This is a genomic window from Chitiniphilus purpureus, assembly GCF_025642115.1.
GTDB classification, from domain to species: domain Bacteria; phylum Pseudomonadota; class Gammaproteobacteria; order Burkholderiales; family Chitinibacteraceae; genus Chitiniphilus; species Chitiniphilus purpureus.
Genome location: NZ_CP106753.1, coordinates 3,165,741 through 3,187,733, shown reverse-complemented (window position 1 = coordinate 3,187,733; position 21,993 = coordinate 3,165,741). Strand labels below are relative to the sequence as shown.

Below are 21,993 nucleotides of genomic sequence, written 5' to 3'. Positions count from 1 at the left end.
TCATGCCCATCAGTTTTGTGCGCACAGGCGATATCACTGCCCAATACGCGGTCTTCGGCAAACTGCCGCGCCGCGCCGACTTCGTCCGCATCAACGCCACGCATCCCGTGGCCCAGGAGTTCGACCACCTGCTTGCCAAGAGCCTGACCTGGAGCCAGCAGCAGCCCGAATGGCAGGAAGCGAGGTATCTGGCCGCAGCTGCCAGCGATTTCCATTTCACCTCCAGCGACGGCCGCTGGGCCTTTTTCGGGGTGCTGCAGCCCAGTCGCGATGAAGCCGGCCGGCTGTACCCGCTGGTGGCCGGTGCCATCCTGCCCGCTGCGGCGGTCTCGTCTCATCTGGCCGAACTGGCGATCGCCAACGAGCTGTTCTTCGCGGGCTTACGCGACCAGCTGGCCGCTGCAGTCGACAGTTCGGTGGAAATGCTCGCCTGTCGGCAATTCCTTGACGATCAGCTGACGCAAAGTAATCGTGCCAATGCCGATGTGGAGCTGGCGGGCAATGTGCTGGAGCGTTACTTTCAGCAGACCCCCGCTGCACGTCTGCAGACCGAATTGACCGCGCTGGGACTGGGGGGGCTGGATGCGCATCTGCTGGCATTCCTCTTCTATGGAGAACTGTTGCGCCGCTACGTCGGCAGCGTACCGCGCCAGGCGATCCTGCTGCCGCTGCTGCAGCAGCCCGGGGAGGATATCCTCGGGCTGGCCACATGGCTGGCGCTGCACCGCGCCGCTGCAAAGGGACATGCGCGCGTGCCGCATTGCCTGACGCTGCAGCGGGAAGGGCGGCGCTATCTTGCGCTTGCGCCCGAGTGCTTCCCCGAACGGTTTCTTGGCATGTTGTGGGGATTGGCGCCGGAGCCGACGACCGTAGTCAATGTGGTGGACGACGACGCGCCATGGATGCATCACCAGGCCTATGCCGAAGCGTCGTATATCCTGGGCCGGCAATTGGCCGACCCGGCCCTGAATTTGCAGTCCTTACGACAGATTTTAGAAAAACTTACTTCAAGTATTGCCTGATATCCAGGAAAGCGGTACTTTTCACTCACAGTCGATTTGATCGAGGCTTGCCATGGCAAAAGAGAGCACCCAGAAGAAATTGTCGCGCGTCCGTCCGCCGCGTGTGCAGATCACGTACGACGTCGAGGTCGGCGATGCGATCGAGACCAAGGAGCTGCCCTTCGTGATGGGCGTACTGGGCGACTACTCCGGCCATAGCAAGGAACCGCTGCCCAAGCTGAAGGAACGCAAGTTCGTGCAGATCGACCGGGACAATTTCGACGAAGTCCTCAAGGGCATGGCGCCGCGGCTGGCGCTGCGCGTCGACAACAAGCTCAAGGACGATGGCGGCCAGCTGTCGGTCGAGCTCAATTTCAACGAGCTGGCGGATTTCGAGCCGCAGAACGTCGTCAAGCAGGTCGATCCGCTGCGTCAGCTGCTCGAGGCCCGGCAGCGCCTGTCGGACCTGCGCAACAAGATGGTGGCCAACGACAAGCTCGAAGAACTGCTGGACGACGTGGTGCGCGATACCGAGAAGCTGCGCGAGATCAGCCAGGGCCAGACCGAGAAAGGGGAGGAGTGAGCGATGAGCGCCGAACAACTCACCCAGTCCGCCGCCGCCTCCGAGCCGGCGGCAGCCAGTCTGCTTGACGACATCATCGATCAGAGCCGGGTCGCCACCAGTGAGGCGGAAAAGAGCCATACCCGCGATCTGATCGGCGAGCTGGTCGACCAGGTGCTCGCCGGCACGGTCACGGTATCCAAGGATCTGGCCGCCAGCATCGATGCCCGCATCGCCCAGATCGACGCGCTGATCTCCGGCCAGCTCAACGAGATCATGCACCAGGCTGACTTCCAGAAGCTCGAGGCATCCTGGCGCGGGCTCAAGTATCTGGTGAATGAATCGGAAACCAGCACCATGCTCAAGGTCAAGGTGCTGAACGTGTCGAAGAAGGACCTGGTCAAGGATTTCAAGACCTCGCCCGAGTTCGACCAAAGCGCGCTGTTCAAGAAGATCTACGAGGAAGAGTACGGCACCTTCGGCGGCGCGCCGTACGCCGGCCTCATCGGCGACTTCGAATTCACCCGCCATCCCGAAGACTTCTATCTGCTGGAAGAGCTGTCGCACGTCGCCGCTGCTGCGCATGCGCCGCTGATCAGTGCCGCGGCGCCGGGCCTGTTCGGCCTGGAGAGCTTTGCCGACATCGGCAAGCCGCGCGATCTGGCCAAGATCTTCGACACCGTCGAATACGCCAAGTGGAAGTCGTTCCGCGAGTCGGAGGATTCGCGCTATGTCGGCCTGGTGCTGCCGCATATGCTTGGCCGGCTGCCTTACGGCGCCGAGACGCTGCCGGTCGAGGAGTTCAATTTCGAGGAGAACGTCGACGGCACCAACCACGACAAGTATCTCTGGACCAACGCCGCCTATGCCTACGGGGCCCGCCTGACCGACGCCTTTGCCCAGTTCGGCTGGCTTGCCGCGATCCGCGGCGTCGAGGGTGGGGGTCTGGTCGAAGGGTTGCCAACGCATACCTTCAAGACCGACGACGGCGAAGTGGCGCTCAAGTGTCCGACCGAGGTCGCCATCACCGACCGCTCCGAGAAGCTGCTGTCCGACCTGGGGTTCATCTCGCTCGTGCATTGCAAGAACACCGACTACGCCGCGTTCTTCAGCGGCCAGTCGGCGCAGAAGGCCAAGAGCTACAACACCGACGCCGCCAATGCCAACGCGCGCCTGTCCACGCAGCTGCCCTATATCTTTGCCGTATCGCGGATCGCGCACTACATGAAGTCCATCATGCGCGACAAGATCGGCAGCTTCGCTTCGCGCCAGAACGTGCAGGACTTTCTCAATACCTGGCTTGCCCAGTATGTGCTGCTCGACGATTCGGCATCGCAGGAGGCCAAGTCGAAGTATCCGCTGCGTGAAGCCCGGGTGGACGTGACCGAGGTGGCAGGCAAGCCCGGCGTCTATCGTGCCGCTGCCTTCCTGCGCCCGCATTTCCAGCTGGACGAACTCACCATTTCGTTGCGCCTGGTGGCCGAACTGCCCAAGTCCGCCCGCTAGGTGCCGAAACAGCAGTAGTTTCATCACTCTCTTACAAATTGGAGAACAACAATGGCATTTGACGCCTTCCTCAAGATTGACGGGATTCCGGGCGAGAGCACGGATGACAAGCACAAGGACTGGATCGAGATCAAATCCTTCGCGCACAAGCTGGAACAACCGGCCTCGGCGACGGCAAGCTCGGCAGGCGGCGCGACGGCGGAGCGGGTGAACCACAGCACGTTCGACATCGTGCACCTGATCGACAAGGCGAGCCCGAAGCTGTACGAGGCATGCTGCACGGGCAAGCACATCAAGGAAGTGACGCTGGAGCTGTGCCGTGCGGGCGGCGACAAGGTGAAGTACCTGGAAGTGAAGCTGGAGCAGGTGCTGGTATCGAAGGTGGTGCCGGGCGGTGCGTCGAACGACGAGGGTTTCCCGTCGGAGGCGGTGTCGTTCAGCTATGGCAAGATCAAGTGGACGTACACGCAGCAGAAGCGCGAAGACGGCGCTGGCGGCGGCAATGTGAGCGCAGGCTGGGACCTGACCGCGAACAAGACCATCGCCTAAACTGGTACTCTGCCCGACCCACTCTTGCCAGGGTGGGTCGGCTTTCTTTTTTCTAAATGAGGAGGATCAGCATGCGTACCGTGATCGGCTTGCTGGGCGTGGCGCTTGTGGTCGGTTGTGCCCAACCCCAGAAACAAACCACCTCGCCCCCGAAAGAAGAAAGCAAATGGGTGCTCAAGCAACCGCCCGCCGACGCCGGCACGAGCAAGCCTGCTGCGGCCGCGTCGTCCAAGGTTGCCGACCCGAATACCTTCATGTTCGAAAAGATGAGCGTCACGCTGTCCGATGCCGAAAAGGCCCGGGTCGCGGCATTGGTGGACAAGGCCAAGGCGGCCTCGACGCTTTCGATACGCGGCTATTGCGACCGCTCCGAGGTCGGCAATGCCAAGGACGCGGCGATCGCACGCGCCACCGCGGTGCGCAACGAGTTGGTCAGCGCAGGGGTTGCGCTGGGCAAGATCAGAATACGTTACACCACCGAGGAAGCGCGCCATGCGGCGGTGGTGGAGTTTCAATAGGCGCGGCCGACAAAACGCGCCGCAGCGGTCCTGGAAGACGCGTGAGCCGTCCGAAGGACGATGACCTGGACTTCCTTCGGCCGCAGACGGCGCAAGGGCAAGTGCGCGCGACGCTGCCGGCAGGGTGTTGCCCATCGCCTCAGGCCCCAGGTGGCGCCTGCGTGAATGAGGCGGGCCGGCACCGGCGCCATGTGTATGCCAAAAGGCAGCTGTGCCCTGTGCTGCAGCGGCCGCAGGCGTGGGGCCGGCTGCAGTGTCGATGGCGCTGTCTGCGTTCAAGCGTGGGTGATGCTGCCGACGGGGTAGGCGCCGGCCATGCGGGGGAGGCGTTCCAGCCGACGATGGGGCAGGTGCCGGCGCGCTGCGGGCTCGAAAGCCGGCAGGTTTACAGGTATTTTCTTCACGATTGATTACAGGCAAAACCGGCCCAGGCATGCTTGCCGACGGACGATTGCGCGGACCGGATACTGGTTGATTGCATGCTCGAATCCCTGCTTCCCTATTACGAACGTGAGCTTGGCTATCTGCGGGAGCTCTCCGGCGAGTTCGCCCGTCGCTATCCGAAGATCGCCGGCCGCCTGCAGTTGGAAGGCGACCAGTGCGAGGACCCGCACACCGAGCGGCTGATCGAGGCATTCGCCTTCCTGGCTGCCCGGATCCACCGCAAGATCGACGACGAATACCCCGAGATCGCCTCCAGTTTTCTGGAAGTCCTGTATCCCCACTATCTGCGGCCGATCCCGGCCTTGACCATCGTGCAGCTCGAATGCGATCCGCAGCGTCCGGAGATCGCCAAGCGCTACACCGTCGAGCGCCATCATCCGGTGCATGCGCCGGCGATCCAGGGCGTGGTGTGCAAGTTCCGTACCTGTTATCCGGTGGATCTGTATCCGTTGTCGCTCAGCAGTGCGAGATTGGAGCTGACCAGCGGCTCGGCCCACCTGCGGCGCCTGGCGCCGGATGCGGCGGCCGTGCTGACGCTCGAATTCGAGACCCATGGTGATCTCGATATCTCGCAGATCGGGCTCGATGCGCTGCGGCTGTTCCTGGACGGCGAACCGGCCTTGATGCATCTGTTGTACGAACTCCTGCTGTCGCACACGCTGCGCGTGCGTGTCGGCGATGGTCACGACGATCCGACCGCCACCCGCGAGCTGCCCGGCAGCATGATCCAGCCGGTGGGCTTCGGCCGCGACGAGGGCGTGCTCGAATACGACGAGCGCTCGTTCCTGGGCTATCGGCTGCTCACCGAATACTTCAGCTTTCCCGACAAGTTCCTGTTCATCGATTTCACACGGCTCGGCCAGGTGGCGTCCCGGCTCTCGGGCAACCGGCTGGTGCTGCAATGCATGATCGGGCGCTATCCGGATACCGAGCGGCATGAACGGCTGCTCAACCATCTGGGGCCACAGCATTTCAAACTGGGTTGCACCCCCATCGTCAACCTGTTCAGCCAGGCCGGCGAGCCGATCCGCGTGACGCATCAGCGTGCGAGCTATCCGGTCTGGATCGATAGCCGCAAGCAGCTCGCGTTCGAGGTCATCCAGATCAAGCGCGTGGTGCGGGTCGAGAAGACCGGCAACGATGAGCAGAGCGAGGAAGTGCTGCCGTTCTATGCCATCCGGCACGGCGGCGCCGAGGATGCCCCGCGTTTCTACTGGCATGCCAGCCGCGAGATGGCGACGCGCCAGGATGACAAGGGCACCGATGTCGAACTGCATCTGGTCGATCTGGCGTTCAACCCGGTGCGGCCGGCGGCCGAGGTGCTGAGCCTGGAGATCCTGTGCAGCAACCGCGATCTGCCCGAGCAGATCCCGTTCGGTGGCAGCCAGGGAGGCTTGCATACCGATTTCATGCTTCCGGGCCATTCGGTGGTCAAGCGGGTGCGCCTGCTGCGCAAGCCCACCGGCAGCCTGCGGCCGCCGCAGCGCCGCGGCCTGCAATGGCGGCTGATCTCGCATCTGTCGCTCAACTACCTGTCCATCGTCGAGAGCGGCAAGTCGGCGTTGCAGGAGATGCTGGCGCTCTACAATTTCACCGATTCGCCGGTCACCAACCGCCAGATCCAGGGCATTGCCGGGATCAGCAGCAAGCCCGCGGTCACACGGGTGGCAGGCCGCGATTTTGCCGGGTTCGTCCGTGGCACCGAGATCCTGCTGACGCTGGATGAGGACTATTACGTCGGCGGCAGCGTCTACCTGTTCGCCAGCGTGCTGGAGCGGTTCTTTGCGCTGTACTGCGCCCCCAACAGTTTCACCAAGCTGTGCGTCAAGAGTGCGCAGCAGCATGCCGAGGAGATCGCCGTATGGCCGGCGCGTTCGGGCGAAGCCCTCGTGATCTGACTGCCGAACTTGCCGCGGACGCCACCTGCTACGGCTTTTTCCAAGGGGTGCGGCTGCTGTCGCTCGCGGCCAACCGGCGCGGCGAGAAGCGGCGTGGGCCGTTGCCCGCCAAGCTGCGCTTTCGCACCGTGGCCTCGCTCGCGTTTCCGCCAAGCGAGCTGGTGCGCTACCGCCCCATCGAGACCCCGGGCGATCAGGTCGAGCCTTCCTGCGACGAGATGACGGTCGCGTTCATGGGCCTGACCGGGCCGAGCGGGGTGCTGCCCACCCCCTACACCGAATTGCTGATCGAACGCCGCCAGTACTACCGGGACACGGCCGCGCATGCCTTCTTCGATCTGTTCAGCCATCGCGCGGTCGCGCTGTTCTACGGCGCCTGGCGCAAATACCGCTACTGGCTGGCGGTGGAGGGCGGCGAGCAGGACGGGTTCACCCGCTACCTGCTCGATCTGTCCGGGCTGGGACTGGCCCGGCTGCGCGAGCGCCTGGGGGCGGACGATACCGCGGGGATCGACGAGACGCTGTTCATCCACTACGCCGGCTTGCTGTCGCAGAAGCCGCTGTCCGCCCAGGCGATGGTGACGCTGATCGAGGGTTTCTTCGGAGTGCGTACCGAGCTTGCACAGTTCGTCGGGCAATGGATCGACGTGCCGCCGCAGGAGCAGACCAGGCTGGGCGCCGGTGCCTGCGAGCTGGGCCTGTCGGCCTTTGCCGGCGAACGGATCTGGGACAGGCAGACCAAGATGCAGTTGCGCCTGGGACCGATGCGCCGCAGGCATTTCGACAATCTGCTGCCCGGCAAGCCCGGTGCCGATGCGCTGGATGCGCTGATGCAGTTCATGGTCGGGCATGGCCTGGCGTGCGACGTGACGTTGGTGCTCGACAAACGCGATGTGCCCAAGCCGCGCCTCGAGCCTGGACAGCCGCTGTTGCTGGGCGGCAATGTCTGGCTCAACAGCACGCCGCCCGCCGCGCATCCGGACCAGATGTGCTACCGGCTGCTGCAATGAGCCATGCCGGGCGTCGCGTCACCCGGTGCGGCGCCCGGTTGCTGTGATTGACCGGACCCCAAAACAACTCCAACGCTCAGGAATACCCAATATGTCCACCCCGCTCAAGGCTCTGGTCGGCCGGCTGACCCCGACCGCGCGCCGGGCCGTCGAAGAGGCCGCCAATCGTGCGCTGGCGCGCACCCACTACGAAGTGGAGATCGAACACGTGCTGCTGGCGTTGATCGACCAGAGCGACAATGCCTTCGGCGCGGCGCTGCGTGCCTGCGCGACCGATACCGCGCGGCTGGAGCGCGAGCTTGATCAGGCGCTGGACGGGTTCCGGACCGGCAATTCGCGCAATCCGGTGCTCTCCACCTGGCTGCCCCGATGGCTGGAGCGTGCCTGGCTGATCGCTGGCGCCGAGTGCATCGAGGACGACATCTCCAGCCTGGACCTGCTGCTGGCGCTGCTGAGCGACGATGCGCTGCGCAATACGCTGCAGCAATCGGCACCGCTGCTGCTCAGGATCGATGCGGGCAAGCTGCGCGAAGGGTATGGCGCGTTGCGCCAGCACGGCGGCGAGGGCGGGGCGGGGACCAGCGCGGTGCAGCCGGACGAGCCGGCCCCGGCGATCGCCCCCGGCACGCGCCGTGGCTCGCCGGGCCTTGACAAATACACCGTCGATCTGACGGCGCAGGCACGCGCCGGCAGGATCGACCCGGTGCTGGGGCGCGACGGCGAGATCCGGCAGATGATCGACATCCTGCTGCGCCGGCGCCAGAACAACCCCATCCTGACCGGCGAGCCGGGGGTGGGCAAGACGGCGGTGGTGGAAGGGCTGGCACTCAAGATCGTCAACGGCGAGGTGCCACCGGCGCTCGTGGGCATCACGCTGCGCACGCTGGACCTGGGCCTGTTGCAGGCGGGTGCCAGCGTCAAGGGCGAATTCGAGAACCGGCTGCGTCAGGTGATCGACGAGGTGAAGGCCAGCCCGACGCCCATCATCCTGTTCATCGATGAGGCGCACACCATGATCGGCGCAGGCGGGCAGGCGGGGCAGAACGACGCGGCCAACCTGCTCAAGCCGGCACTGGCGCGCGGCGAGCTGCGCACCATCGCCGCCACCACCTGGGCCGAGTACAAGAAGTATTTCGAGAAGGATGCCGCGCTCGCGCGGCGCTTCCAGGTGGTCAAGGTCGAGGAGCCGGCACCCGAGGTCGCGGTACAGATGGTGCGTGGCGTGGCTGAGGCCATGGCGGTGCACCACAAGGTCGACATCCTCAACGAGGCAGTCCATGCCGCGGTGCATCTGTCCAGCCGCTACATCGCCGGCCGCCAATTGCCCGACAAGGCGATCAGCGTGCTCGATACCGCCTGCGCCCGCGTGGCGCTGTCGCGCGCTGGCCGCCCGGGCCCCTTGGAAGATGTGCAAGCGCTGATCGGCAACATCGATCGCGAGCTGGCGGCGCTGGCGCGCGAGGAAGGCCACGCCGAGCGCATCGCCGAGCTGCAGGCCAGGCGTGCCGAGCTGGAGACCGATCTGGCCCGCCTGCATGCCGCGTGGGATGAGCAGAACAAGCTGGTGGCCGAGATCGATGCGCTCAAGAGCGATACGGCCGGCGGCGATGCCAAGCCCGCCAAGGGCAGGAAGGTGAGCCCGCTGCAGGCCAAGCGCAACGAGCTGCGTGCGCTGCAGAAAACCTTGCCGCTGGCGTTCGAATGCGTGGACGAGAACGTGATCGCCGATGTGATCAGCGGCTGGACCGGCATCCCGCTGGGACGCATGGTCAGCAATGAGTTGCAGCAGGTGCAGCAGCTTGCCAGGCTGCTCGGCGAACGCGTGATCGGTCAGGAGCATGCGCTGGCGCAGATCGCCGAGCGGGTGCAGATCGCCAAGGCCAACCTGGAGGATCCGGGCAAGCCCAAGGGCGTATTCATGCTGGTGGGGCCCTCTGGCGTCGGCAAGACCGAGACCGCCATCGCGTTGGCCGAAGCGCTGTACGGCGGCGAGCGCAATCTCATCACCATCAACATGAGCGAATACCAGGAGTCGCACAGCGTCTCCGGCTTGAAGGGCTCGCCGCCGGGCTACGTCGGCTACGGCGAAGGCGGTGTGCTGACCGAGGCGGTACGCCGCAAGCCGTACTCGGTGGTGCTGCTCGACGAGGTGGAAAAGGCGCATCCGGACGTGCTGGAGCTGTTCTTCCAGGTGTTCGACAAGGGGGTGCTCGAAGACAGCGAAGGCCGCGAGGTCGACTTCAAGAACACCATCATCCTGCTGACTTCCAACGCCGGCACCGATCTGGTGATGCGTGCGGTCGAGCATGGCGTGACACCGTTTGAGGGCGAAGAAAGCCGCGATCCGACCCCGGAAGACCTGGTCGAGATCCTGCGCCCCACGCTGCAGAAGGTGTTCAAGCCGGCCTTTCTCGGCCGTCTGACCATCGTGCCTTACTTTCCGGTGAGCGACGAGGTGCTCAAGCGCATCGTGGCGCTCAAGCTTGCCAAGATCCAGCGCCGCATCGAAGCCAACCATGGCGCCAAGGTGGAGTTCCCGGCCGAGCTGGTCGAGCTGACCGTCAACCGCTGCTACGACGTGGACAGTGGCGCGCGCGACGCCGACGCCATCCTCACCCGCACCGTGCTGGCGCGCATTTCGGCCGAGCTGCTGGAACGGATGGCGCTCGGCAAGCTGGTCAAGAAGATCGCCGTGACGGTGAAGGGGGACGACCTGAAGGTGAAGCTCAGCTGAGGGAGTGCAGGCCCCGGGGACGCAGGATGGCGCGCTATGCGCGCCGCTTGGAATGACCGTCCCGGGTTGGCACTGCCCCATGAAAAACGGCCCCGCGGGGCCGTTTTTCATGGCTGCCGGAAATCCAGCAGTTCGCGCAGCTGGCCCAGGGTCGAGTCGTCCTTGATCACGGTCTGCAACCAGTCCTCCAGCGGCATCTCGGCCCATTTGGCGGCGCGTTCGGCCAAGAGGGCGACAGGGCTGTGCGGCTCGTTGTTGCGGAAGAACCGCGCCACTTCGCGCAACTGGCGGATGGCATCGGCACGGCTGGTGATGGGGCCGGCTGCCACCGTGATGGCGGCGGTGGGCGCTGCAGGCGTCGCGGCCATGGCGGCCCCGCCGGCCGGCACGCTCCCGGTGGGCTCGGCTGCTGCCGGCGTGGCGCGGCCGCCGTGCTGTTCGAGCAGCCGGTTGACCACGTCGCCGGTGGCGGCGAGCGCATCGCGGATCTCCGACAGGTTGGGGGCGGAATGGCCGAAGCGCTCGTCGCTCCTGCGATCGAGCGCCAGATAGGCCTCGCGCGCGTCGGCCAGTTGGGCGCTCAGTTTCTGGAACCAGGTCACGCCCGAATACTGCGCGCTCTTGTCGAACGCCTCGCCCGAGAGCTTGCCCTCGGCCAGCGCGCGCTCGCGCGCCTCGCTGTCGCGCAGCCCCAGGTTTTCCACATCGCGCGATTCCTGCCAGCGGTACCAGTCGTAGCCGCCATGCTGTTGCATGGTGATCGGCACCCGGCGGATCGCCTGGCCCAGCTGGATGTTCAGCCATTCGAGCTTGCCGACCCGCTCATCCAGATCGTCCGGGTCGAGCTCGGGATAGCCGGTCTCCCAGTAGCGTTCGAGCAGTCCGGTCAAAAAGCGCAGCCCGAATCCCAGCCCTTCGAAGCCTTCTAGCTTGGTCAGCGCCTCGGTATACCAGACCCCCAGCTGCAGATCCTTGCTCTGGCTGGTCAGCGCGTCCTCGCACAGCTTTCTGGCCTTGGGCCAGTCGGCGGTCTTGAGCGAGGCGGCCCAGTCACCCTGCGAGAGCGCCGGGTCGTCCGCGCGTCGCGCTTCGCGGATCTGGTCGAACAGCGGTGAATAACCCAGATCCTCGCCGGCCGGATTGGCACCGGGCAGCGGTGCCAGCAGATGCTCGAGTTTGTCCTGTCTTGCCTGGTCCATGCGCTTCAGCCTCGTTCCACGTTGGGCACGGTTGCGATCAACGATGCGCCGCAACTGGTCTTGTGCCCGTCCAGCGCCACCGGCTTGCCGTCGACCAGCCAGTCCGGGTCGCCTTCGACGATCACCGTCGAGCCGTGGCCCGGCACCGGGCAGGAGACTGTGTCGCCGACCCGTGCCACTGCCTTGCCCATGATGACCATGCCCGGGGATGCGCTGACCACGACCCCGCCGTGGCTGGTCGGATCGCCCAGCCGTATCACGCGTTTCATGCTGCTTCTCCTGCAAGCGCCGGGCGGATGATCCCGACCCCGACGAAATCATCACCTTCGAATTCGGCCGCTACCGTCGGTAGCGACAGCTGTGCTGCGCGCAGCAGCGCCATCGCCAGCAGAAGCGGCCCGCGTGCCGCGCCGACGTCGCCGTATTCCACCACGGTATTGCTGGCTTCGCCCACCGGATTGATTTCGCAGCCGAAGTACTGCAGCGCCGCGGCAAGCGCCGCCAAGCGGCTGCCGCCGGTGTCGATGCCGCCACTGTTGTGGGCCAGCCAGCCGATCTCCAGCGGTTCGGCCGCCTTGGCATCGTTCTGATCGAACGGCAGATCACGCAGCTCGGCGTTGATCAGCGCGCCTTCGAGCAATCCCTGGATCTGCCGGGCAAGTGCGTTGCCGCGGCCAAGGCCGCCACTGCGGTACAGCGTACGCGCCTGATGCAGTCGCGCCAGCGCCGGCAACGCCAGCAACGAGCCGTGCAGCGGCGGCGGCACCCTGCCCCAGCCGACCAGGGCCGCTTCGCTGTCCTGATCCTGCTCCCAATAGGGCTGGTAGGGATCGCGTTCGATGTCGTCCTGCGGCACTGCCGTGTCCCGCGTGGCCAGACCGGGACGGGTGAACAGCAGCACGACCACGGCGTGGCCCGGAGCACCTGCCAACCTGTCGGGTTGCTGTGTCCCGTCGTCCTCGTCGTCCGGCATGCGGTCGGCCAGTGGGGAATCGGGGGCGGCCAGCAGCAGCGCCGGCAGTGTCGGATCATTGTTGAACAGGGCGATCACCCGGTCTGCCACCGTGTCCGCCCCTGGCAGGAACTTGCAGTCCGGCTGCGCCGGGGCATGCGCAAGGCCGGTCGCGGCAATGGCCGCCTGCCACGCGCTTCTGGCAAGCTCGAGCTGGGCAGTGCCGTCCAGATCGCGGCTGGGCAGCAGGTAGAGTGGCAGCCAGGCCAGCGCAGCGCTTTGTCCCAACGCGAAGGTGAGCGTCTCGCGCAACGACGGGCCCAGGGCCGTCTCCCTGCCCACCCCGGCGGCGTTGGCCGCGTCGTCCTGCAGCACCGCACAATGGGCCGGATCGCCCTGGAACCATGCCGGGACGGCACTGGTGGACGAAATCCAGGCACCGCGGCATTCCACGTAGGCACGGCGCTGCTTGAGCTCGGCCTCGTGTGCGCTGCGAGCCGCATCGATCTTGGCGGCCTGCTCGGCCGCCTGCGCGTCGAGCGCGGCCTGGGCCGCCGCCGCTTGTGCGGCCGCACGGTGGCGTTGCCAGAAACGCCAGCCGGCGAAACCGGCGAGCGGTGGCAGGAGGTGCAACGCGGCCAGTGCAGGCACCGGCAATTGCCGCAGGTCGACCGGCAGTGCGAACCACAACAGGGCCCACCAGATGCCGCTCAGCCCACCAAGAAGCAGGGAATTGAAAATCATGCCGATAAGCTTACGTTGCTTGATCTTTGCTGACAGAAACCAAGCCGCCATTCTATCCCCATTGCCGCTGTCATTCACCATCCGGCAGCGATGGCAGCGGTCCGATGCAATGCCACCTGCCATCCGCTCCGGCAGCGGGCGCTGTCCTCATGCACGCTGCGGCCTGCCGTTGCTGCACCCTGCTGGCCGGTGCGTCTGGCCTGAGGCAGGGCACCGCGGTCATCCAGCGCGGGCTTTGCCCGGGAGCCGATAGGCCAGTGCCGATTGCGCGCCAAGGCGGTTTGCCGAAGGTCTGCAGCAATTGCGTTTGTACAAATCCAATTGCCGTTTTATGTCGCTGCAACAATCACCGTATGGGCTGTGGCTGATACGGTGCGGGCCTCGGGTTCGCCAGGGCAATTGTCATTGGGTGAATAGCCGATGCAAATCAAATGAATGGGTTGCTTGTCAGGCCGATCGGAAACCGCTTTAATCCGCTCCGGTCTTTTCCGGTTCCCTGGGTGGAAGGCCGGCCAGCACAAGAAATCCTGAATAAGAGTCAGCCTATGCGTTCAATTGCAAGCAGGGTGGTTGCAGCAATTCTGATTGCCCCGGTATTGGCATTGGCCGATCCGCCGCTCGGGGTATTCGGGCATCAATTCACCGAACGGGAAGGCGAGCCGGTCTGGACCATAGAACAGGAAAGTGCCGATGTATTTACGCTCTTCGTGCATGGCGATAGCCTGGGCTGGCGTCTGGATCGGCTTGATTCCGATGAGATCAAATCGTTCTGGAGGAAAATGGGATGGCCGCAGGGGGCCGTGCATCACGCCAGTTGCATTGGCGATGGTGAAAGCGTGTTTTGCCATATGCCGGCCAATGCCAGAAGGCGTATTCCGTGGCTTGCCGAAAATAAATCGGATTATTTCTACTACGACACCATGGCCGGCGTGATGGAAATCCGCCTGATTGCGCGCTGAGCCTGGCAGGAAAAATGCAAGGCTGCACGCCTGTCGCTGCAGGAGGCATTGATAACACCCCGCTTGGCTGCACCGCGCTCACTTGCCGTATCACCGGTACAGTCGGCACCCGAAGGAAAGCCGATGCCTTGCTGTTCAGGGTGCTTTGCCCTGTTTGCCGGAACCGCTGCGCCGGGTTTTGCCAGCGGCGCCAAGGGTCTTCCGGCTCCGGGCGACAGTCCGCATGCCGTCCGGCTCCCTGTGCCTGCCATGGTCCGGACCGTACATCCATCGGTTTGCCTCGATAAGCACGGAGCGCGTGTCCTAGGCTGGATGGCCGCATCAGCGAGGCTTTGCCATGCCCAAGTTATTGAATCCGGCCACCCGCGCCATGATGCAACTGCGCTTTCCGTACAAATTCGGATTGATCGCGCTGATCGTGCTGGTGCCGATGGTCTATGTACTTGCCACGCTCAGCAACGGCTACGCCAGGGATATCGAAACCATCGAGCGCGAACGCGCCGGTCTGGTGCTGGCAACGCAGTTCGTACGCATCATCGAGGCCAGCCAGCGCCACCGTGGATTGAGCACCGGCTATTTGCAGGGAAACAGCGGCTTTGCCGCGGCCATTGCGAAGACCGAGCAGCAGCTTGCAGCGGATATCGGCCGGTTCGAGTCGCTGTTGCGCCAGCACGAGGAACGCGTTGCGGTGCGGGCACACTGGCAGCGATTCCGGCTCCGGCTCGAAAGTGAGCTGAGCAGTTGGCGGACCCGGCGTGCGCAGCAGAATTTCGCCAGCCATACGGCCATGCTGCAACTGGCGCTTTCGCTTGCCAACGACATTGCCCAGCACTCGACGCTGTCGCTTGATCCCGAGGAGGAAACCTATTATCTGCAGGACCTCTATTTCACGACGTTGCTGCCTTTGGCGGAAATCGCCGCGCAGGCCCGCGGTGCCGGCAGCCGCATCGCGATTGCCGGCACCGCCGAGGTGGCCGACCAGGCCGACCTGCATGCGTTGTCGGCACAGTTGCGGTATCTGGCCCACGCCATGCAGGACAAGCTTGGCCGCGCCATGCAGGGGGAAGGGCGGCAATCGCAGCGCCTGGCGCAGCCGGCGCGGCAATTGATCCAGGACATCGCTGGCCGTGCCGACTGGATCGACCGCAATTTCAACTACAGCGCATCATTGCAGATCGACCCGCAACAGTATTTCGCGACACTGAGCGCGCTGATCGCGCAGATCAATGCCTTTACCGTCGAGCTGGGCGGGGTGGTCGACAGCGAACTGCAGCCGCGTCTTGCTGCATACCAACGGGACCGCGCTGTCGCGATCGGGTTGAGCCTGTTGCTTTTTGCTGCGGCCGCGTATTGCATGGCCGGTGTCTATCTTTCGATCAAGCAGGCGGTCGACCGGCTGTGCCGTGACAGCGCCGCCATGGCCGGCGGCGATCTGGGGATTCGCATCGACCTTGATACCCGCGACGAGCTGGCTGCGGTGGCGGCCAGTTTCAATGAGATGGCCAGGTCGCTTGCCGGGGTGATCCGGCAGATCAGACAGACCAGTGCCGGAATCAACGATTCCACGCAGCAGCTTGACACCAACGCGCACCAGATCCTGGCGCGCTCGCAAGAGCAATTGACTGCATCGTCAAGCATGGCTGCGGCGATCGAGCAGATCACGGTCAGCATCGCCAGCGTGGCCGCCAATGCCGCAACAGCAGCCGAACAGGCGTATTCGGCCGAAGCCGAGGTGGTCAAGGGGGAGGAGACCATGCGCTCGGTGCTGTCCGAGATCCGGGAGCTGGAGGGCGATATCGAAGCGTTGGGCGGACGCATCGACGTGATGCAGGGGCACAGTGACGAGATCGGCCGCATCGTCCAGACCATACGCGCCATTGCCGACCAGACCAACCTGCTGGCGCTGAACGCCGCCATCGAGGCGGCGCGGGCCGGCGAGCAGGGTCGCGGCTTTGCCGTGGTTGCCGATGAAGTGCGCAAGCTTGCCGAGCGCACTGCGGTCGCGACCCAGGAGATCAGCACGCTGGTCGGCCGGATCAGCGAGGATACCGGGCGGGCTGTCCAGGGCATGGCCGGAGCGCGCAGTGAAATGCAGCGTGGCACGCTGCGCATCGGCGAGGCGACACAGGCGCTGGCCTCCATCCGTGAGAACAGCGTCAAGGAGCACGTTGCGGCGGCACAGATCGACAGCGCGATGAAGGAGCAGCACCAGGCAAGCCTGAATGTGGCCGGCAATACCGAGCAGATTGCCGTCATGGCAGGGCAGAACGCGCAGCATGCGCAAGCCAACGCGCAGTTGACCGGGCAGATGCAGGCCGCAAGCACGCAACTGCTGGCCCTGGTCGATCATTTCCGGCTTGCTGATGGCACACGCCAGCGCTGAGCCACCTGGGGAACAGCCAAGCCAGGGTACGACGGCAATCGGCAGGGGTGCCCGCAACCGGCGCAGTTGCGCGCCGGCTGCGTCCGGACCCCGACGGCGCGTCGACCTGCCGGCGCGCCCGTGTCCTCAGGCGTCGATCTGCATCGCCGGGCGCGCTTGCACCCGTTCCAGCCAGCTTTGCACCTGCGGATAGGCGGCGACCGGGGCGCCCAGATAGGCGCTGTAGCCGATCACCGAACCCACCACCAGATCGACCAGCGAATAGGTGCTGCCGAGCATCCAGGGCTGGCCGGCCAGACGCGCATCCAGCAGCCCGAGCAACTCGCCCAATCCCTTGCGTGCCGCAGCGGCATGGGTTTCGCTCCGCAGCGCCTCGTCGCCCATGGTGGCGACCTGCAACCGTACCAGGACTGCACCGTAGGTCACGTAGGACCAGGCGCACCACGACATCGCCTGCTGGCGCTCGGGCGTCCCCGCCTCGGGCCACAACCCGCGCGCCACACCGTAGTGCTCGCCCAGCCACAGCTGGATTGCCAGTGTCTCGAACATCGGCGCGCCATCCACGACCAGGGTCGGGACCTTGCCATTGGGGTTCAGCGCCAGGTATTCCGGGCGGCGTTGTTCGCCGGCCCTGATATCGACCTTGACGCGTTCATGCGGTACCTCCAGTTCGACGAGGGCGCAGGCGACCGGGGTGGCGCTGGATTGGGGATGCCAGTACAGGGTGATCGACATGGGGATGCTCCTTTTGCATGGGGTGGGAATCAAGACCGGGGCCTGGCATGGCATCGGCAATGGACCCACTGTACACTGCCTTGCGGACAGATTCTGTCCTCGATCGACAAGCCCGCCATGCTCCAAGCTTCCACCCGCCTGCTACGCCTGTTGTCATTGCTGCAGACCCGCCGCCATTGGGCCGGCGCGGAGCTTGCCGAGCGCTTGCAGGTGCACCCCCGCACGCTGCGTCGCGATATCGATCGGCTGCGGCAGTTGGGTTATCCCATCCAGGCAAGCAGCGGCGTGGCCGGCGGCTATGCCTTCCGGCCCGGCCAGGCGCTCCCGCCGCTGTTGCTGGACGACGAAGAGGCGCTGGCGGTTGCCATCGCGCTGCATACGGCCACGACGGGCACGGTGGAGGGGATCGCGGAGTCGGCGCTGCGTGCCCTGGTCAAGCTCGAACATGTGATGCCGGCGCCGCTGCGCCGCCGTACCGATGCCTTGCGTTCGGCCATCCTGCCGCTGGAGTCCATCGGCCCCACCGTCGAGGCCAATCTGCTTGCGACCGTGGCCGCCGCCTGCCGCGACCAGCTGCAGCTGCGTTTCGCCTATGCCGACAGTCGTGGCCGGAGCAGCCAGCGCACCGTGGAGCCACAGGGTGTGGTGCATACCGATCACCGCTGGTATCTGGTGGCCTGGGACCCGGAACGCGATGACTGGCGCACCTTCCGGATCGACCGCATCAGCGGCCCGGCCACCCCGGGCCAGCATTTCGCGCCGCGCAGCCCGCCTGGGCAAGGCGATCTGGCCGCGTTCGTCTCGCGGTCGCTGGCCGTGGCGCCTTACTCCGAACAGGCCCGGGTGATCCTGCATGCACCGCTCGCGCAGATGGCGTGCCGCATCCCGTCATCGGCCGGCCTGCTCGAAGCGGTCGACGACGAACGCTGCCTGCTGCAGACGGGTGCCCATGCGCTCGACAGGCTGGTGTACTGGCTGATGGCGCTGGACGTGGCGTTCGAGGTGCTGGCGCCCCCGGCATTGCAGGAGCGGCTGCAGCGCGCCAGCGAGCGGCTGGCCGGCTACCTCGCGGGCGCGGCATCGGAGGGATGAGTTCCGGGGCGCCGACCGGCAGGTGGCGGACGGATGGGGGCAGGATGTTCCGGCTTTGCAGCCGCTGTGCAAGGACATCGGATCGGCTGCTACAGCGTGCGGGCCAGTACGCAGCATTCCACCCGGGCCGCGCCGGCGACGAGCAGCGCCCGTGCCGCGGCGTCGAGTGTGGCCCCGCTCGTCATCACATCGTCGACCAGCAGCAGCGTCAGGCCGGCCAACGGTGCCGGCGCCTGGAACGCGCCGCGCACGTTGCGCCGCCGCGCCGCACGACCCAGCCGTGTCTGATGGCCGCGGTCGTGCCGACGCAGCAGGGCGCCGTGATGCACCGGCAGATGCCAATGGCGGCCAAGCGCGCCGGCCAGCTCCTGCGCCTGGTTGAAACCGCGTTCGCGCAGGCGTGTGCCCGAGAGTGGCACCGGTACCAGGCCGTCGACCGCCGGGACGGGCAGCTGGACGGCGAGCTCACGGCCCAGCAGCGCAAACAGATGCCATTGGTTGCCGAACTTGCCGGCCTGGATCGCACTGGCAAGCCAGCCGGCGTAGGCATAACGGGCATGGGTCGCGGCGAACGCGGGCGGGCGGGCCAGGCAACGCCCGCAGCACCCCCCGTGACCGATGGGTATGGCGCAGACCGTGCAGCGTGTCGGGGGCAGCAGCGGCAGCTCGGTCTGGCAGGGCGGGCAAAGCCCGGTGCGGCATGGACTGCCGCACAGCAGGCAAGCGGCCGGCGGCGCAAGCCGGGCCAGCTGGCCGAGCAGGGTGCGCACTACGGCATTGTTCAGAATGGACATGGGTGTAATTTGACAATGCGCCGGCCGCTTGCCGACAATCGCTGCATCTTTCTAGACCGCCCGAAGGTGTCGTGCATGAATGCCCCGCAATCGCAGCAGACCATCCAGCTGAAACGTGCCACGCCCCATGCCGAACGCGCCAATTGGTCCAAACAGGACATCGCCGCGCTGTTCGCCCTGCCGTTCAATGATCTGCTGTTCCAGGCGCAGCAGGTGCACCGCGCCCATTTCGACCCCAACCGGGTACAGCTTTCGACGCTGCTGTCGGTCAAGACCGGCGGCTGCAGCGAGGATTGCGGCTATTGCCCGCAGGCGGCGCGCTACGATACCGGCGTGGAAAGCCAGTCGTTGCTGCCGGTGGACGAGGTGTTGGACGCGGCGCGCCAGGCCAAGGCCAATGGCGCCAGCCGCTTCTGCATGGGGGGCGCCTGGCGCGGGCCCAAGCAGCGCGATCTGGATGAACTCAAGCAGATGATCGCCGGGGTCAAGGCACTCGGGCTCGAAACCTGTGGCACCTTCGGGCTGCTCAAGGACGGCATGGCCGAGCAGCTCAAGGAGGCGGGGCTCGATTATTACAACCACAACCTCGATACTGCACCGGACAAATATGCCGACATCGTCTCGACCCGCCACTATGACGACCGGCTCGATACCTTGGGCAAGGTGCGCGCCGCCGGGCTGCACGTCTGCACTGGCGGCATCGTCGGCATGGGCGAGACGCGCGAGCAGCGTGCCGCGCTGATCGCGCAGCTGGCCAACCTGGACCCGCAGCCCGAATCGGTGCCGATCAACAACCTGGTGCCGGTGCCGGGCACGCCACTGGCTGATGCCGAACCGCTGGACTGGACCGAGTTCGTCCGCACCATCGCCGTTGCACGCATCGCGCTGCCGGCTTCGTTCGTGCGGCTGTCCGCCGGCCGGCGCGACATGCCCGAAGCGATGCAGGCGTTGTGCTTCATGGCCGGGGCCAACTCGATCTTCTACGGCGACAAGCTGCTGACCACCGGCAACCCGGAGGTCGAAGGCGACCAGCGCCTGTTCGGCAAGCTCGATCTTCAGCCGCTCTGATCCATCGCCGCGCCAGCGGCGATGCCGCTTTCCTTCAGCCCGCTTTCTGCCTGCCGCGCGGCGGTGAGCCTGCCGCCACCGGCATCCGACGACAGGTGCAAAGCGGGCCACAAACGCTGTCCTGGTGGTAATGGACGGTACGGAAGGGCGTGCTCAAAAGCGGTTAAGATGGTTGCCATGCCCGACCCAGCCCCAATTGCCCATTCCGCTGCGCAGACCGAGCCGCTGCTTGAAGTGGCCGGGTTGCGCGTTGTCTACCCCGGGCAGCCGCAACCGGCGATCGACGAGGTGGCCTTCACGCTGCACCCGGGACAGACGCTGGCGCTGGTCGGCGCCTCCGGTTCGGGCAAGAGCGTGACCGCGCGTGCCATCCTGCAGCTTGATCCGGAGGCGAAGTGCGCCGGCAGCGTGCGCTTTGCCGGCCGCGAATTGATCGGTGCCAGCCAGCCGGTATTGCGCCGGGTGCGCGGCGAGGGCGTGGGCATGGTGTTCCAGGAGCCGTTGTCGGCGCTCAACCCGCTGCACCCGGTGGGGCGCCAGATCGGCGAGACGCTGGCCCTGCACCGCGGCCTTGGCGGCAAGGCGCTGCAGGCGGCGGTGACGGCGCTGCTGCACCGCGTCCACCTGCATGGCGTCGCTGAACGCTGCGCCACCGCCTATCCGCACCAGCTTTCCGGCGGACAGCGCCAGCGTGCGCTGATCGCGATGGCGCTGGCCTGCTCGCCCCGTGTCCTGATCGCCGACGAACCCACCACCGCGCTCGATGCCCACCTGCGGCTGCAGATCCTCGGCCTGCTCAAGGAAATCGCCAGCAGCGACGGCATGGGGCTGCTGCTGATCTCGCATGACCTGGGATTGGTGCGCGGTTTTGCCGACCAGGTGGCGGTGATGCATGAAGGACGGGTAGTGGAGCAGGGCGCCACCGCCGAAGTCTTTGCGGCACCGGCGCATGCCGCCACACGGGCCTTGCTGGCGGTGCGCGAGGCGCGGTTGGCGCCACCGCTTGCCGAAGCGGCCCCGGCCGCGCTGACCGCCCGCGGCGTCAGCTGCTGCTACCGCGAACCGGGCGGCGTATGGCGCAAGGCGCGCACGCTGCCGGCGCTGGCAGGCATCGATTTCTCGCTGGCACGCGGCGAAACCCTGGGCGTGGTCGGCGAATCCGGCTCCGGCAAGACCACGTTGGCGATGGCTGCGCTGCGGCTGCTGCGCGAGGCACAGGGCGAGGTCACGCTGGGGTCGGCACAGACCGGCGAAGTGCGGCTGGACCGCTTGCACGGTGCCCGGCTGCGGGCGGCACGCCAGCGCATCCAGCTGGTGCTGCAGGATCCGTTCGCCTCGCTTTCGCCCCGGATGACCGTGGGCGAGATCGTCGAGGAAGGGTTGCTGATCCACCGCCCGGAACTCTCGGCGCAGGCCCGGCGCGACGCGGCGGTCGAGGCCCTGCAGGAGGTGGGGCTGCCGCCCGAGACGCTGGCGCGTTATCCGCATGCGTTCTCCGGCGGCCAGCGCCAACGCATCGCCATTGCCCGCGTGCTGGTGCTGGCGCCCGAAGTGCTGATCCTGGATGAGCCGACCTCGGCGCTGGATGCTCATATCGGCCTGCAGGTGCTCAAGCTGCTGGCCCAACTGCAATCGCGCCACGGCCTGTCGTACGTGCTGATCACGCACGATCTGGCGGTGGTGCGTGCTCTGGCACACCGGGTGATGGTGCTGCAGAACGGCGCGGTGGTGGAGTGCGGACCGCTCGAAGCGGTATTCGGCGCGCCGCAGCAACCCTATACCCGCCAGCTGCTGGCGGCATCCCAGTATCTGTTGCAGCCGGCCTGAGCGCCACTACATGCGCCG

The 21,993-nt window shown here is 65.9% G+C and carries 19 protein-coding genes; 13 read left to right on the top strand and 6 right to left on the bottom strand.

The genetic code is table 11. The annotated features are described in order from the left end of the window. The first annotated feature begins 2 nt into the window (after positions 1-2). The 8 genes from tagF (at position 3) to tssH (ending at position 10,222) form a co-directional block, all read left to right on the top strand. Positions 3-1,022: a type VI secretion system-associated protein TagF gene (tagF, locus tag N8I74_RS14755; RefSeq protein ID WP_263123871.1), complete on the top strand. Its 1,020-nt coding sequence runs from the start codon at positions 3-5 to the stop codon at positions 1,020-1,022. A 52-nt stretch (positions 1,023-1,074) separates the two neighbouring features. Further along, complete coding sequence (gene tssB, locus N8I74_RS14750) at positions 1,075-1,584, top strand: type VI secretion system contractile sheath small subunit (RefSeq protein WP_263123870.1); 510 nt, start codon at positions 1,075-1,077, stop codon at positions 1,582-1,584. A 3-nt stretch (positions 1,585-1,587) separates the two neighbouring features. Further along, complete coding sequence (gene tssC / locus N8I74_RS14745; RefSeq protein WP_263123869.1) at positions 1,588-3,069, top strand: type VI secretion system contractile sheath large subunit; 1,482 nt, start codon at positions 1,588-1,590, stop codon at positions 3,067-3,069. Positions 3,070-3,120: 51 nt separating this feature from the next. Next, positions 3,121-3,618: an Hcp family type VI secretion system effector gene (locus N8I74_RS14740; RefSeq protein ID WP_263123868.1), complete on the top strand. Its 498-nt coding sequence runs from the start codon at positions 3,121-3,123 to the stop codon at positions 3,616-3,618. A gap of 71 nt (positions 3,619-3,689) precedes the next feature. Beyond that, positions 3,690-4,136, top strand: a complete 447-nt coding sequence (locus N8I74_RS14735; RefSeq protein WP_263123867.1) for an OmpA family protein — start codon at positions 3,690-3,692, stop codon at positions 4,134-4,136. 479 nt (positions 4,137-4,615) lie between these two features. Next, positions 4,616-6,478, top strand: coding sequence for a type VI secretion system baseplate subunit TssF (tssF, locus tag N8I74_RS14730; RefSeq protein ID WP_263123866.1), 1,863 nt, complete (start codon positions 4,616-4,618; stop codon positions 6,476-6,478). Further along, positions 6,442-7,488 carry a type VI secretion system baseplate subunit TssG gene (gene tssG, locus N8I74_RS14725; protein ID WP_263123864.1) on the top strand — a complete coding sequence of 349 codons (1,047 nt, stop codon included), beginning with the start codon at positions 6,442-6,444 and terminating at the stop codon, positions 7,486-7,488. The genes tssF and tssG overlap by 37 nt, the downstream gene beginning before the upstream one ends. Before the next feature lie 91 nt (positions 7,489-7,579). After that, entirely contained in the window at positions 7,580-10,222 is a 2,643-nt protein-coding gene (gene tssH, locus N8I74_RS14720) for a type VI secretion system ATPase TssH (protein ID WP_263123863.1), read from the top strand. A gap of 107 nt (positions 10,223-10,329) precedes the next feature. Here the strand turns inward: tssH and tssA are convergent, their stop codons facing one another. Genes tssA through N8I74_RS14705 form a run of 3 tightly spaced genes read right to left on the bottom strand, consistent with a single transcriptional unit; the run spans position 10,330 to position 13,117 of the window. Beyond that, positions 10,330-11,421, bottom strand: a complete 1,092-nt coding sequence (tssA, locus tag N8I74_RS14715) for a type VI secretion system protein TssA (protein WP_263123862.1) — start codon at positions 11,419-11,421, stop codon at positions 10,330-10,332. Between the two features lie 5 nt (positions 11,422-11,426). After that, a complete protein-coding gene (locus N8I74_RS14710) occupies positions 11,427-11,690 on the bottom strand; it encodes a PAAR domain-containing protein (RefSeq protein ID WP_263123861.1) in 264 nt (87 codons plus the stop codon). Continuing rightward, the gene (locus N8I74_RS14705) at positions 11,687-13,117 is read right to left on the bottom strand and encodes a hypothetical protein (RefSeq protein WP_263123860.1); all 1,431 of its coding nucleotides are present in this window, start codon (positions 13,115-13,117) and stop codon (positions 11,687-11,689) included. The genes N8I74_RS14710 and N8I74_RS14705 overlap by 4 nt, the downstream gene beginning before the upstream one ends. A gap of 431 nt (positions 13,118-13,548) precedes the next feature. Here N8I74_RS14705 and N8I74_RS14700 point away from each other — a divergent pair, with 431 nt between their 5' ends. Continuing rightward, a complete protein-coding gene (locus tag N8I74_RS14700) occupies positions 13,549-14,076 on the top strand; it encodes a hypothetical protein (RefSeq protein ID WP_263123859.1) in 528 nt (175 codons plus the stop codon). A 337-nt stretch (positions 14,077-14,413) separates the two neighbouring features. After that, positions 14,414-16,459: a methyl-accepting chemotaxis protein gene (locus N8I74_RS14695; protein ID WP_263123858.1), complete on the top strand. Its 2,046-nt coding sequence runs from the start codon at positions 14,414-14,416 to the stop codon at positions 16,457-16,459. A gap of 126 nt (positions 16,460-16,585) precedes the next feature. On the opposite strand, the gene N8I74_RS14690 is transcribed toward N8I74_RS14695, so the two are convergent. Next, complete coding sequence (locus N8I74_RS14690) at positions 16,586-17,194, bottom strand: glutathione S-transferase family protein (RefSeq protein WP_263123857.1); 609 nt, start codon at positions 17,192-17,194, stop codon at positions 16,586-16,588. Between the two features lie 117 nt (positions 17,195-17,311). Here N8I74_RS14690 and N8I74_RS14685 point away from each other — a divergent pair, with 117 nt between their 5' ends. Next, positions 17,312-18,286, top strand: coding sequence for a helix-turn-helix transcriptional regulator (locus N8I74_RS14685; RefSeq protein ID WP_263123856.1), 975 nt, complete (start codon positions 17,312-17,314; stop codon positions 18,284-18,286). An 89-nt stretch (positions 18,287-18,375) separates the two neighbouring features. On the opposite strand, the gene N8I74_RS14680 is transcribed toward N8I74_RS14685, so the two are convergent. Next, positions 18,376-19,080, bottom strand: a complete 705-nt coding sequence (locus N8I74_RS14680) for a ComF family protein (protein WP_263123855.1) — start codon at positions 19,078-19,080, stop codon at positions 18,376-18,378. A gap of 75 nt (positions 19,081-19,155) precedes the next feature. Between N8I74_RS14680 and bioB the strand changes: the two genes are divergently transcribed. Then, entirely contained in the window at positions 19,156-20,148 is a 993-nt protein-coding gene (gene bioB, locus N8I74_RS14675; protein ID WP_263123854.1) for a biotin synthase BioB, read from the top strand. Here the strand turns inward: bioB and N8I74_RS14670 are convergent. Continuing rightward, positions 20,136-20,327, bottom strand: coding sequence for a hypothetical protein (locus N8I74_RS14670; protein WP_263123853.1), 192 nt, complete (start codon positions 20,325-20,327; stop codon positions 20,136-20,138). The two genes, bioB and N8I74_RS14670, sit on opposite strands and share 13 nt — an antisense overlap. On the opposite strand from N8I74_RS14670, the gene N8I74_RS14665 reads away from it, so the two are divergent. Next, positions 20,326-21,975 (top strand): dipeptide ABC transporter ATP-binding protein, encoded by a 1,650-nt coding sequence (locus tag N8I74_RS14665; protein WP_263123852.1) that lies wholly within the window; start codon positions 20,326-20,328, stop codon positions 21,973-21,975. The genes N8I74_RS14670 and N8I74_RS14665 overlap by 2 nt on opposite strands. Positions 21,976-21,993 lie beyond the last annotated feature (18 nt).

What these genes read in the sequence shown, in the direction of transcription:
- N8I74_RS14710 (WP_263123861.1), bottom strand. Translation starts at nt 11,690, where the DNA reads ATGAAACGCGTGATACGGCTGGGCGATCCGACCAGCCACGGCGGGGTC.
- tssA (WP_263123862.1), bottom strand. Translation starts at nt 11,421, where the DNA reads ATGGACCAGGCAAGACAGGACAAACTCGAGCATCTGCTGGCACCGCTG.
- bioB (WP_263123854.1), top strand. Translation starts at nt 19,156, where the DNA reads ATGAATGCCCCGCAATCGCAGCAGACCATCCAGCTGAAACGTGCCACG.
- tssC (WP_263123869.1), top strand. Translation starts at nt 1,588, where the DNA reads ATGAGCGCCGAACAACTCACCCAGTCCGCCGCCGCCTCCGAGCCGGCG.
- N8I74_RS14740 (WP_263123868.1), top strand. Translation starts at nt 3,121, where the DNA reads ATGGCATTTGACGCCTTCCTCAAGATTGACGGGATTCCGGGCGAGAGC.
- N8I74_RS14700 (WP_263123859.1), top strand. Translation starts at nt 13,549, where the DNA reads ATGAATGGGTTGCTTGTCAGGCCGATCGGAAACCGCTTTAATCCGCTC.
- tssG (WP_263123864.1), top strand. Translation starts at nt 6,442, where the DNA reads ATGGCCGGCGCGTTCGGGCGAAGCCCTCGTGATCTGACTGCCGAACTT.
- N8I74_RS14690 (WP_263123857.1), bottom strand. Translation starts at nt 17,194, where the DNA reads ATGTCGATCACCCTGTACTGGCATCCCCAATCCAGCGCCACCCCGGTC.
- N8I74_RS14705 (WP_263123860.1), bottom strand. Translation starts at nt 13,117, where the DNA reads ATGATTTTCAATTCCCTGCTTCTTGGTGGGCTGAGCGGCATCTGGTGG.
- tssF (WP_263123866.1), top strand. Translation starts at nt 4,616, where the DNA reads ATGCTCGAATCCCTGCTTCCCTATTACGAACGTGAGCTTGGCTATCTG.
- N8I74_RS14685 (WP_263123856.1), top strand. Translation starts at nt 17,312, where the DNA reads ATGCTCCAAGCTTCCACCCGCCTGCTACGCCTGTTGTCATTGCTGCAG.
- N8I74_RS14695 (WP_263123858.1), top strand. Translation starts at nt 14,414, where the DNA reads ATGCCCAAGTTATTGAATCCGGCCACCCGCGCCATGATGCAACTGCGC.
- N8I74_RS14735 (WP_263123867.1), top strand. Translation starts at nt 3,690, where the DNA reads ATGCGTACCGTGATCGGCTTGCTGGGCGTGGCGCTTGTGGTCGGTTGT.
- N8I74_RS14665 (WP_263123852.1), top strand. Translation starts at nt 20,326, where the DNA reads ATGCCCGACCCAGCCCCAATTGCCCATTCCGCTGCGCAGACCGAGCCG.
- N8I74_RS14670 (WP_263123853.1), bottom strand. Translation starts at nt 20,327, where the DNA reads ATGGCAACCATCTTAACCGCTTTTGAGCACGCCCTTCCGTACCGTCCA.
- tssH (WP_263123863.1), top strand. Translation starts at nt 7,580, where the DNA reads ATGTCCACCCCGCTCAAGGCTCTGGTCGGCCGGCTGACCCCGACCGCG.
- N8I74_RS14680 (WP_263123855.1), bottom strand. Translation starts at nt 19,080, where the DNA reads ATGTCCATTCTGAACAATGCCGTAGTGCGCACCCTGCTCGGCCAGCTG.
- tssB (WP_263123870.1), top strand. Translation starts at nt 1,075, where the DNA reads ATGGCAAAAGAGAGCACCCAGAAGAAATTGTCGCGCGTCCGTCCGCCG.
- tagF (WP_263123871.1), top strand. Translation starts at nt 3, where the DNA reads ATGCCCATCAGTTTTGTGCGCACAGGCGATATCACTGCCCAATACGCG.